Raw genomic sequence first — 11,060 nt, 5'->3', positions numbered from 1 at the left:
CCCATGCCGCCTTGCTGACCACCCATGCTGCCTGAGCCCTGGTTGCTTTGCTGCGAACCACTCAGACTGCCATAGTTCTGGTCGCTGCTACCCATAGATGAGCTACTGCCCATTGAGCTGCTGCTACCTGAGTCGCTGCTTTTGCCGCTTTTAGAAGTAGAAGATTTAGCTGATTTAGAATCGGAAGACTTGGCAGAAGTTTTAGAGCCTGACTTGGCTTTGGTGCCTGATGCTGTCTTGCTTTCAGAAGAGGACGACTTGCTGCTGCTGCTCTTGGAAGTAGGATTAGAGCCTGAAGAGGATGATGCGCTTGTGCCGGAACTTCCTTGGTTTGATGATCCCATATTGGAGCCGCTTTGGCTGGAGCTACCCGATGACATGCCACTCGACATGCTTCCAGACTGGCTGGATGATTGATTTTTTTCGTTTTCTTTCATAGTTCTGATCTCCTCAGTTTATAGTTATAGATTAATTTGGAATGGTAAAAACCCATTAGTACATCTCATTGCCACAGCCTGGCACCAGGTGTCAGGGAAGTGGCAATTCGCTTGTTCAGTGTGAAGCAAAAAAATGGTAATTAGACCTTTTTACTTAGTGTAACTGAACGTTTTAGCTATACGAACCTCGTGTAGGAGGGTTATTGGGCATGATAGCAGAGAGTATCCGAAAAGACTCACCGCATGCACATGCGCCGATGGGGCATGTGGGACCAGGAAGATCAGCTATGTTTCTGATTCAGATTGGCTTATTATATTTTTCTGAATTTGGTTATTTATAAGAACTTATTTTTTACCTTTGCTTCCATTATTAACAATTATTTATCATGCAAACAGGTAAAGTAAAATTCTACAACGTATCGAAAGGCTTCGGATTCATCATTGCTGACGATACAAACCAAGACATCTTCGTTCACCAGACTGGTCTTGTTCACGAAATCCGTGAGAACGACCGTGTTTCTTTCGAAGTGAAAGATGGCAAAAAAGGATTGAATGCAATTAACGTAGAGCGTATCTAAGTTAAAGATCATATAGCCCTTTAGGCAGGGCATTCATCTATTTTGACCCGCTCAGTTTACTGAGCGGGTTTTTTATTTTATCCCGTTTTCGGCTTCTTTTTCCTCGCTGCGCTCCTCACCTTTTTCCAGGCCTTCCTGTATCAATTCGTTAGCCTCTTCATGGTCTTCGGCATCTGCTTTGGGAGGCTGCTGTTCCTCTTCATGTTTCGGTTCATAGTTTAGCGTGATCAGAATGGGGAAGTGATCGGAGCCGAACTTTGGCAGGCGCTCCATATGCACGAGCCGGAACGAGGGATCATAAAAGACATGGTCCAGGGGGTAGCGGAATAGTGGTACGTAAGCATTGTACGTGTTATAAAAGCCACGGCCGACCCGGGGGTCCAGCATGCCGCTGATCTGCTTGAACAGCTTGGTGGTGCTTGACCAGGCCACATCATTCAGATCACCGGCTACAATAGAAGGACGCGGTGATTTCTTAACAGCCTTGGCAGCAATCAGGAGTTCTGCTTCCCGGGTATCGGTGTTTTGCATAAGCCGCGGCGGCTGAGGATGCACCGTGTATAAGTCGAACTTCAGACCGCTCGGCAGTTCCACGACTGTATAAAAAGAAGGAATATCGTCTTCCACCATGAAGCGGATCTCACTATCCAGCAGCTTGAACTTGCTGTAGAGCAGCATGCCGTAGGTATTCTCCAGTGGCTTTTTGATCGCATAGGGGAATCGCTTGTCTAACTCAGGCTGAAGGTGTTCATGCCAGGCGTGGTTCGGTTCGTTGATCAGCACAATGTCAGGGTCGGTCCGCAGTACGAGCTGCAAGAACTGCTCATACTTTTTATTGGTCATGCGCACATTCGAAATCATCAGGCTAATAGTGTTGGCTGGCTTTTGCACTTCAGTGCGCAGTGCTTCTCTGGGAGCGAGTGGCGTAAAGTAATAGACAAAGCGCATCTCGTTGACAATAGCCAGGCCCCATAGCACGAGCATAGCAGTCTCACCGGCGCTACCTGTCACACCATACAGTGCGATGTAGCCCACTAGCACACCTGTCAGCAGTATGGCCACGTGAAAGCGCGGAAAATCAAGCACTCTGATCCACCACAAGGGGGACTTAATGAGCGGCAGAAAAGAAAATAGCGTCAGAACGAATCCGGCTATTTGGAGGGTGAGCTTCATATAAGTGCAAGCTAATAGGGGTGGTACAGTAAGATATACTGCATACTTTCAACTGTAATGTTTTGTTGTAAGTACCTTCGGTTTCTTACTAGGATATAAAGTAATCGCTGTAAAGTATAGGGAGCTAACCGGTGCAAAAGAAAAAGGGCCGAAGCTATACATTAGCCTCGGCCCTTTTACAGAAAACATACCTGTTTCTAATTGGCAACTTCTTCTACACGCACGCCCACTGCCAGTATGTTAGGAAGCGGATCACGACGCATGTATTGCGTCAGCTGCAGGCGGTAGGTACCTACCTGTGGGAACGCAACCTCCTTTAGCACAAGTGACTGCATATCGTAGATGTCGCTCGAACCTTTTCCTTCAGGTTTGCCTGTTTTGGCATCCATCAGATGCAGCTCGTGCAGCGCTGCCGATACCTCACTGCTATCAGGAGCCGTCAGGCGGTGCTGCAGGTATAGGTTATAGTAGTCATAAGCCAGTGAGTAGCGCACATTAAAGTACACGTTATACCTTTTGGTCGTGTCATTAATGGCAAACTCAAAAACCGGCGCATTGTCCACTGTCCAGTTTTTATCAGGCAGTTCTATATTCTGCTCATATACCCGTGAGGGGTCGCAAGCTGTCAGTAGAAAGGTGATTGCTACTGCCAGCATTAGCATGATGTTACGCATCAGACGAAGGTGTTTTTGGTTGGTTTGGTTTTGGACCACGGTTTGGTCTGCGTGATTTCTGACGTCTGGGCTGCTGTGATGCGCCATCGCCCTGAGGCGGCTGGCCATCCGGTCTGCCTTCGCCACGCGGTTGTCTGGGCTCTCCACCCTCCCGAGCGGCTCTGGGCTCACGAGGCTGCTTTTCGTCTCCTCTTGGCTGTCTTTCCTCCCTGTTTTCACGTCCTTCGCGATTGCCACGGTTGCGTGGCGGGCGCTGCTTTTTAGGCCGCTGTCCCTGTTCAGATGGCTGTGCTTCGGTGACTCCTGTTTGAGGAGCTGTAGTAGCTTTAGCCTGCTGGTCAGCCACCTTGGCCTCACGTGGACCTCTGTCACGGCCACGGCCTTCACGAGGGCCTTTGCCTTCGCGCTGTCCTTTATCCTCACGTGGGGTACGCTGCTCTTTAGGTTCACGTGCGTCACCCTGATTACGTGGCTGGCCTTGTTTGACCTCTGCACCTTCAGCGGCAGGTTTTTTCTTCTTTTTCTTCTTTTTCTTATTCTTAAACTTATCGTCGAGTCGCTCAAGGCTGCCTTCTACTTGGGCCACAAACTCATTCTGCTTCGGCTCGTTTACAGGCTCCTCTACCAGCATTTCAGGCACTATACCCTGGCTGTTCATCTTCAGTATTTCCTGCACACGCTCCACCGGTACCGGGTACCAATTGTTGTCGCCTCTGTAGCCAAACCACATCATCTTTTTGAAGATATCGGTTTTCTGCAGCATGGCATCGCCTTGCTTGGTCTGCAACGGACGCGATACGGTAGGTATATCCTTAAGCGCCGCCATGTACGTTTCCAGCTCGTAGTTGAGGCAGCACTTCAGGCGCCCGCACTGACCAGAGAGCTTGCTTGGGTTGAGCGAAAGGTTCTGGTAACGGGCCGCTGTGGTGGATACACTTTTGAAATCGGTAAGCCAGGTCGAGCAGCACAATTCGCGTCCGCATGAGCCTATACCTCCCAGGCGGCCTGCCTCGTGACGCAGACTGATCTGGCGCATCTCGATGCGCACCTTAAATTCCTCAGCCAGCTTCTTGATCAGGTCACGGAAGTCAACGCGGTCATCGGCAGAGTAGTAGAACGTCGCTTTAGAGCGGTCGGCCTGATACTCCACATCCGAAAGCTTCATCTTGAGGCCTGTCTGCTGGATGATCTCGCGGGAGCGGTACATAGTGGCTGCCTCCTGCTCCTGCACTTCGCGTAGCTTTTCCAGGTCGCGCTCATTGGCAATGCGGTAGATAGTACGGATTTCCTCGTTGTTATCTACCTTCTTTTTGAGCATCTGCAGGCGCACAAGTTCACCTTTCAGCGACACAGTGCCGATGTGATGCCCGTTGGGCACGTCTACTACTACCGGGTCTCCGGTTGTCAGGTCGAGTCTGTTTATATTGCGGAAGAAATCTTTGCGTCCTCCCTTGAATCTTATTTCTACGATGTCGAACTCCTCAAACGCGGTTGGAATTTCCATATCGCTGAGCCAGTCGAACACATTTAAACGGTTGCAGCCTCCAGTGCTACAGCCGCCGTTGCTTTTGCAGCCACCCGGTTTTTCGCTGGTGCCGCATCCGCCACTAGAACATGAACTACATCCCACTATTTATATCTCCTATATAGCCGTGAGGCTTCTTGTTTTCTTATTGTCTGAATTAACAAATATACTAATTTTTTGAGCTTATGCTCAATTAGCGGTAATTGTACCTGCGCACTGAAACAGTGCAGAGCACAATTTAGTGCTTTTACCGCGAAATTTTGATCTGGAGTTGCCTATTTCTGAAAATGCGAATACCCATTGCGGCTGTGTACAATTTATACCCTAATTTTAGGGAATGCTACGCAAACTCCTGTCACATGCTGCGATCTACGGCCTGTCTGCCCAACTGCCCCGACTGGCAGGCGTGCTGGCCCTGCCACTGATCACGCAGTACCTGACACCAACCGATTATGGTGTGGCGGGGGTGATAACAGCTTACTACAGTGCTCTTCTGGTCATGATGTCACTGGGATTTACCGTGGTCATGGACAGTAGCTTTGCGCGTCACCCCACTCGATTCCAATGGATCTGGCGCCAGCTCTATGGTTTTCTGACATATTGGTCACTCCTGTACGGGCTGCTTTGTATGGGGATAATCTACATGGCGGTACCTGCCGATGCGCAGGATAACCGGTTGCTGATCACCCTGCTTACCGGGGCCCCTCTGCTCTTTTTTGTAGTGACCGATTTGTTTGGGGGCATGTACTGCCTTCACTCGCAGCGTCCATTGCCTATTGCACTGCGCTCTTTCCTGATGGGAGGAGTGAACGTTATCCTGACTATTTACTTTATCGCAGGCCTCAAAATGGGGTACATGGGCTGGTTTTATGCCAGTTTGCTGTCCTCTGTAGTCGGTTTTGTGGTGAGTGTTTATGTTATCGCGAAGCAGGGCCTTTGGCCAATCTTCAACTTTAAGTGGTACCGGATCAGGCACAGTCTCAAGGTGTCACTACCGGCCGTGCCGCATGGCTTTTCCTTTTTTATGCTTGATACATCTGACCGCCTGGTGCTGGATGTGTTAAACGTACCTGTCGGTCGGATTGGTCTTTACAACGTAGCCTCAAATTTCGGCATCTATTTCTCGTCGGCCAGTTTTGCAGTGGTGCAGGCAGCGACACCCTGTATATGAAACTCTATGCGCAGACGAAAAGTATAGAAGCCGCACTGCAGGCCCGTTACATGACCTATACCTTGCAGCTAATCTTTTTCGCAGCCACATTTGTCGGGAGCCTTTGGATGAAGGAAGTCTTTGGTTTTCTGATTCGCAACGAAGAGCTGCAACAGGCTTATCCCTTGGCAATCGTGATCCTGATGGGGTATAACTTCCGGCCGATGTATATGGCGGCGATTAACCTGCTTACTTTCCACGAAAAAACGGCTAAGCTCTGGCGTATTTCCACCGTGGCAGGTATAGGCAATATTGTGCTCAACCTGATCCTGGTGCCACTTTACGGATTTCAGATGGCAGCTTACACGACCTTTGCAGCGCTGATGTACATGGGCTACTCAGGATATTACCTGAGAGCATACCGGGAACTGGCTTTAGTGAAGTTTTATTCTATCTGGTGGTTGCTGGCTACCATTGTGCTGCTGGTGCTGGCCTATCAGCTCCGTGAAGTAGACGTGATGGTAAAGGTCGCTGTTACGACTGTAATGGCAGTGACAGGTATAGCGGCAGCTTACAGGTACAAAAAACTGGCTCAGGTATAAGCTAAAAAAAACAGGAAGCCAGCATGGCGCTAACTTCCTGTTCCTGCTTTTATATTAGTCCCTGCTACGGCTTCAGCACCACCTTCACGCAATTGTCTTCTTTTTTGTTGAAGATATCGTACATGCGGGAGGCTTCTGCAAGCGGGACGGTATGTGTGATAATGTCGTCGAGCTTCACTTTGCCATCCTGTACTATTGAAATGAGGTTGTCAATGTAACGGTGTACCCAGCCTGACCGCCACGTAGAGTGAGGCCTTTGTCAAACCATTTGTAAAGCGGGAAGTTGTTATAAGGCGAACCGTATACACCAACCACCGTCACAGTACCGGCACGTCGCACAGAGTCCATGCAGTTTTCGAGCACCTTCATGGTGCCTTTCTCCATTTGGACTACGTTCATGGCTTTTTCCAGTACGGTACGGTCTGCTTCCATACCTACCGCATCTACGCACACATCGGCACCATAGCCACCGGTCATCTCACGGATCACCTGCACCGCATCAACTTCCGAAGCATTGATCACTTCTACATTAGCTGATTTGCGGGCCATTTCCAATCGGTATGGCTGTATGTCGATACCAATCACACGTTTAGCGCCCTGTAGCCAGGCCGATTTCATGGCCATGATACCAACTGGGCCACATCCCCATACGGCTACTGTTTCACCGCCTTTCAACTGTGCCCAGTCAATGGCAGCCCAGCCAGTCGGAAAAATATCAGTCAGGAAAAGCACCTGCTCGTCTGTGAGGTTGTCCGGCACTTTGCGTGGTCCGTAGTCGGCATAAGGGACGCGCACGTATTCTGCCTGTCCGCCATTATAGCCGCCGTAGATATCGGTATAGCCAAACAAAGCTGCACCGGCGCCTTTGGCCATTACAATTTCGCCTTCAGGGCCATAATGATCCGGATTGGAGTTTTCGCAGTGCGTGGGCAGCTGCATGTTGCAGAAGTGGCAGGTGCCGCAGGAGATGGGAAATGGCACGACCACGCGATCACCTTTTTTGAGGTTCTTTACGCCTGTTCCGACTTCTTCTACAATGCCCATAAACTCATGCCCCATAACCATATCGCGGAGTTGAGGCACCATGCCGTTGTATATGTGTAGGTCGGAGCCGCATATGGCTGTGGATGTTACACGAAGGATACAGTCGCGGGCATCTTCAAGTCGCGGATCGTCGATGGTCTCTACCTGTATGTCCTTCATTTTGTGGAATACTGCTGCTTTCATAGTTTATTTAGTAAATGTGTTACAAGTGTTGTGTAGCCGTTTGTACTTTACAGTACTCAAGTTTAACGGTTAGCTGTTGCAGTGGGTTTTTGCAGGTATAAGTCAGCTACCCATCTGATGCGTATGCCGTATAGTCTTGCAAGTTGTATCTTAGGTGAAAAAATGGAGATGTTTGATCGCTATACCTTCTCGTTTCTGCGTGAGCAGGATATTCCGATGCTGTACGACACGTTTGTGGCGGCCTTTGCCGATTATATTGTGCCGATCAAAATAACACGCAAAGAGTTTGTCATGAAGTTTAAACGGGAAGGTATAGAAGCAACCTTCTGCGTAGGGGCTTTCTATGGTGAACAACTGGTGGGCTTTATACTGACGGGACTGGGAGAGTGGCAGGGCAAACCAACCGCCTACAATGCGGGCACGGGCGTTATACCTGCGCACCGGGGGCATCAGCTAACAAAACAGCTTTATGATTTTCTATTTCCCAAGCTGCGCGAAAGTGGCATAGAGCAGTGCCTGCTGGAAGTGATTGACGGGAATACAGCTGCTTTTAAGGTATATCAGTCCATTGGTTTTGGAGTAACCCGTGCGCTGGACTGTTTTCGAAGCCCTGTAGGTGAGTTGTTGCTTTCAAGCGAAGAGCCAATGCCTGCTATTGAGTTAAAACAGGCAGCGAAGCCAAACTGGAGAGCCTATACTGCACTATATGAAAGCAGACCAAGCTGGCAAAATACCATGGAGGCTTTCCGCAGAAGTCCTGATGAAAAACTGGTGATAGAAGCTTATTCAGAAGAACTGCTGATAGGTTATGTGGCTTTCTTCCCCCGCACAGGTGCTATTGCCCAACTGGCAGTGCAGCAGGGCTACCGCGATCAAGGAATAGCGAAGGCTCTTGTGAGAGAAACGGTGAAGCGGACTATAGCGCCAGCGCTTTTGTTTCTAAATGTTGACAAATCCTGCTCCACCCTGGCTGCTTTCTTGGAACGGATTCATCTCAAGCGCTTCCTTACACAGCACGAGATGCTGCTGTCTCTGCAATAGGTATGGCTATCCCCTTTAATCTGGCTAATTTGCATCTGATTTTTCACTGATAGGGGGTTCAAAGCCCTTTCAAAACAAAACGATATGAGTACTGCTTGGTTTTACCTGATTCTGGCTGGTATATGCGAAATTGGATGGGCCTTTGGCTTAAAGTATAGTGAAGGCTTCACGAAGCCCATGGTGAGCGTTGTGACGGTGATCGTGATGATCCTAAGCTTCGTGCTATTGGCGCAGGCCATGAAAACGCTGCCGCTCGGTACGGCTTATGCCATCTGGACAGGTATAGGTGCGGCAGGAACGGCCATTTTAGGTATGTTTTTCCTGAACGAGCCCAAAGACCTGATGCGGATTCTGTGCCTGTTGATGATTGTTGCCGGTGTGGTGGGGCTAAAGTACTTTGCTGAGAGCAATTAACGACTTATGCGGTACACATCAGCCTGCTCTTTGGTGAACAGGTATAGCGTGTTGTCACTGATCAAGGCAGAGAGATAATTCTTGCCTTCGGGAAGAGACAGCATCCGCTCCTGCATTTTGTAAAGGTCGAAAAAGTGCAGAGCCTTGTCTTTTACGAAATATAGCTCGTTGCCTTTGAAGGCAATGTAGGAAACACCCGTAAAAGGCAGTTTCTTTTTGTAATTCCCCAGGTTGTCGAACACATACACACCGCCATTATAGTCGAGCAAGTATACCATGTTCTGGTACTCCCGGATGAAGCGCACATCAAAGCGGGCCTTGTCCAGGATCAGGTCAAGCGGGGTTTCGATAATTGGCTTCTGGTAGCGCAGGTCCAGTTTGCTAAGCGTAAAGTCTGACTCGTTGAAGAGCCAGAAACTGTCATCGGAGGTAAGGGTGGCTGCCTGCACATTTCCCATATAGCCTAAGTCTGTCAGGCGGGTGTTAGCAATAGGGCGCATAAAGCGGTCGAGCAGCATCAGCTCCTGGCGATCTTCGTAAAAAAGAAAAACCTTCATCGGGTTCCAGGCTTCCACAGCGGTGATGCGTCCGCGGCTCGGTGGCGAAAAGGTATTGACCGGCTTGCCGGTGGAGTCGAGCATGAACAGGCTGCGGCCGGTGTCCATCAGGTATACGCTGCCATTGCGGTCAACTGACACGGTAGCGGGCGAGGAGATGGCAAGGCTGTGGCTAAAGTTGAGCATAACGGATGAGTCCGGCTGCTGTGCCAGTACAGGTATAGCCAGTACTGCCAAAAGCAGGTATAGCGTTGCGCTCAGGTATAGCCTATTTTTCAAAATACTCGAGTTTAAGGTCTTTGCCGTCATATACGCCGTAAGAGCAAAAATTGACCCATTCTCCCAGGTTTACATACCTGCTGCCGCCGTTGATAGGCATGTCGAGTGGCAGGTGGCGGTGACCGAATACGTAAAAGTCATGATGCTGCTTATTTTCGACTTCTTTGCAGTATTGCACCAGCCATTCATCTTCTCCAAAAAACTTTTCGTCGTCCTTGGTATTGCTGATGCGGCTCCTACGTGACCACATGTTGGCGATGCCTATACCTGCGTTGGGATGCAGGCGGGCAAACATCCACTGACAGGCCTTGTTATTGAACACTTTCTTGAGCATTTTGTAAGTATGATCGCCTGGTCCAAGACCGTCGCCGTGCCCGATGTAGAATTTATGTCCGCCTAAATTAGTTGAAATAGGCTCCCGGATGATGGGAATGTTGAGCTCTTCCGGAAAGTAGTCGAACATCCACATGTCGTGGTTCCCCGTGAAAAAAAGCACTGGTATACCTGCATCAGTCAGTTCGGCCAGTTTGCCTTGTAGCCTGATAAAACCCTTCGGTATAGCATGGCGGTACTCAAACCAGAAGTCAAATATATCGCCTAGTAGCAGGATAGCCGCGGCGTCGTGCTTTACAGAGTCGAGCCAGCGCACGATCTTTTTCTCGCGGTCGCGACTACGCTTGGCGTCGGGCACACCCAGGTGAAAATCAGAGGCGAAATATACTTTCTGGCCGGGAGCCAGTTCGTCAATGCGGAAGGTCATCTATCAGGAAAAGTACGAGCTGTTTTGGGCCGTGTGCACCCATTACCAATGTTTTTTCGATATCGGCGGTGCGGCTCGGGCCACTCACCAGCGATACCATCGAAGGGAAGTTCTCCTTATACTTGTCGCGTACCCGCTGCAGGCCGTCTTTTATGTCGGGCACCAGCTGGCTGGCCTTGGCCACTACCATGTGCGTTTCCGGGTATATGCTCAGGCGTCTGCCACCGGCATTACCTGAACTCACCAGGATGCTACCTGTGCGGGTAATCAATGCCTCACAGGTGGTCAGGCTGGCCTGGGCTTTTTGTATAAAATCCTCTTCGGTCGAAGTAAAATCTATACCTGCCTGGTAAAGGATGTTCTGTAGATTAGGCTCCCAAACGTGCAGGTACTCGATCTGCTGTTCTCTTTTCAAATTGAAAAGCTGATCGAAAAAGTCTTCCTCGTCCTCGCAGTATACAAAAAGGCCACTGTTTGCAATGAAAGCCTGCGCGAAGGCAATGGAGTGGTCTTCTGCCAGTGGCTGGTGCAGCGGTGAGCTGAAGTCTGGGGTAGGAGGCAGAAAAGGCGCCGACTTAGCCAGCGCCTCTCTTACTCTTCTCAATACAATTTCTTTCGATTTTGCTTCGTACATGCCTGTGTT

At 49.7% G+C, this 11,060-nt stretch carries 12 protein-coding genes and 1 pseudogene; 6 read left to right on the top strand and 7 right to left on the bottom strand.

The annotated features are described in order from the left end of the window. The first annotated feature begins 189 nt into the window (after positions 1-189). Together O71_RS24230 and O71_RS06150 are read left to right on the top strand one after the other, a co-directional pair. Complete coding sequence (locus O71_RS24230) at positions 190-417, top strand: hypothetical protein (RefSeq protein ID WP_007654407.1); 228 nt, start codon at positions 190-192, stop codon at positions 415-417. Between the two features lie 406 nt (positions 418-823). Continuing rightward, positions 824-1,015 carry a cold-shock protein gene (locus O71_RS06150; protein WP_007654403.1) on the top strand — a complete coding sequence of 64 codons (192 nt, stop codon included), beginning with the start codon at positions 824-826 and terminating at the stop codon, positions 1,013-1,015. 72 nt (positions 1,016-1,087) lie between these two features. Here O71_RS06150 and O71_RS06145 read toward each other — a convergent pair whose 3' ends face one another. The 3 genes from O71_RS06145 to ricT all read right to left on the bottom strand — a co-directional run bounded on the left by O71_RS06145 (position 1,088) and on the right by ricT (position 4,366). Next, positions 1,088-2,188: an endonuclease/exonuclease/phosphatase family protein gene (locus tag O71_RS06145; protein ID WP_007654402.1), complete on the bottom strand. Its 1,101-nt coding sequence runs from the start codon at positions 2,186-2,188 to the stop codon at positions 1,088-1,090. 197 nt (positions 2,189-2,385) lie between these two features. Further along, positions 2,386-2,862, bottom strand: a complete 477-nt coding sequence (locus tag O71_RS06140; protein WP_007654401.1) for a gliding motility lipoprotein GldH — start codon at positions 2,860-2,862, stop codon at positions 2,386-2,388. After that, entirely contained in the window at positions 2,855-4,366 is a 1,512-nt protein-coding gene (gene ricT / locus O71_RS06135) for a regulatory iron-sulfur-containing complex subunit RicT (protein ID WP_237717728.1), read from the bottom strand. The genes O71_RS06140 and ricT overlap by 8 nt, the downstream gene beginning before the upstream one ends. 358 nt (positions 4,367-4,724) lie before the next feature. On the opposite strand from ricT, the gene O71_RS06130 reads away from it, so the two are divergent. Together O71_RS06130 and O71_RS06125 are read left to right on the top strand one after the other, a co-directional pair. Beyond that, a complete protein-coding gene (locus tag O71_RS06130; protein WP_007654398.1) occupies positions 4,725-5,558 on the top strand; it encodes a lipopolysaccharide biosynthesis protein in 834 nt (277 codons plus the stop codon). Beyond that, positions 5,555-6,139, top strand: coding sequence for a hypothetical protein (locus O71_RS06125; protein WP_007654397.1), 585 nt, complete (start codon positions 5,555-5,557; stop codon positions 6,137-6,139). The genes O71_RS06130 and O71_RS06125 overlap by 4 nt, the downstream gene beginning before the upstream one ends. 64 nt (positions 6,140-6,203) lie before the next feature. On the opposite strand, the pseudogene O71_RS06120 reads toward O71_RS06125, so the two are convergent. Next, positions 6,204-7,366: pseudogene (locus tag O71_RS06120) on the bottom strand (zinc-dependent alcohol dehydrogenase). A gap of 162 nt (positions 7,367-7,528) precedes the next feature. Here O71_RS06120 and O71_RS06115 point away from each other — a divergent pair. Both O71_RS06115 and O71_RS06110 read left to right on the top strand, forming a co-directional pair. Beyond that, complete coding sequence (locus O71_RS06115) at positions 7,529-8,407, top strand: GNAT family N-acetyltransferase (protein WP_237717727.1); 879 nt, start codon at positions 7,529-7,531, stop codon at positions 8,405-8,407. A gap of 84 nt (positions 8,408-8,491) precedes the next feature. Next, positions 8,492-8,821 carry a multidrug efflux SMR transporter gene (locus O71_RS06110; protein ID WP_007654386.1) on the top strand — a complete coding sequence of 110 codons (330 nt, stop codon included), beginning with the start codon at positions 8,492-8,494 and terminating at the stop codon, positions 8,819-8,821. On the opposite strand, the gene O71_RS06105 is transcribed toward O71_RS06110, so the two are convergent. The 3 genes from O71_RS06105 to O71_RS06095 are packed head-to-tail and all read right to left on the bottom strand — an operon-like array spanning position 8,818 to position 11,051. Further along, positions 8,818-9,657, bottom strand: coding sequence for a hypothetical protein (locus tag O71_RS06105; protein ID WP_007654385.1), 840 nt, complete (start codon positions 9,655-9,657; stop codon positions 8,818-8,820). The genes O71_RS06110 and O71_RS06105 overlap by 4 nt on opposite strands. Next, a complete protein-coding gene (locus tag O71_RS06100) occupies positions 9,647-10,417 on the bottom strand; it encodes a UDP-2,3-diacylglucosamine diphosphatase (protein WP_007654384.1) in 771 nt (256 codons plus the stop codon). Before O71_RS06100 ends, O71_RS06105 begins: the two co-directional genes overlap by 11 nt. Then, positions 10,401-11,051, bottom strand: coding sequence for an LUD domain-containing protein (locus tag O71_RS06095; protein WP_007654383.1), 651 nt, complete (start codon positions 11,049-11,051; stop codon positions 10,401-10,403). Before O71_RS06095 ends, O71_RS06100 begins: the two co-directional genes overlap by 17 nt. Positions 11,052-11,060 lie beyond the last annotated feature (9 nt).

Source organism: Pontibacter sp. BAB1700 (genome assembly GCF_000277005.1).
Lineage (GTDB): Bacteria > Bacteroidota > Bacteroidia > Cytophagales > Hymenobacteraceae > Pontibacter > Pontibacter lucknowensis.
Note: the sequence above shows the minus strand (reverse complement) of the source record. Positions and strands in the feature narration are given on the sequence as shown.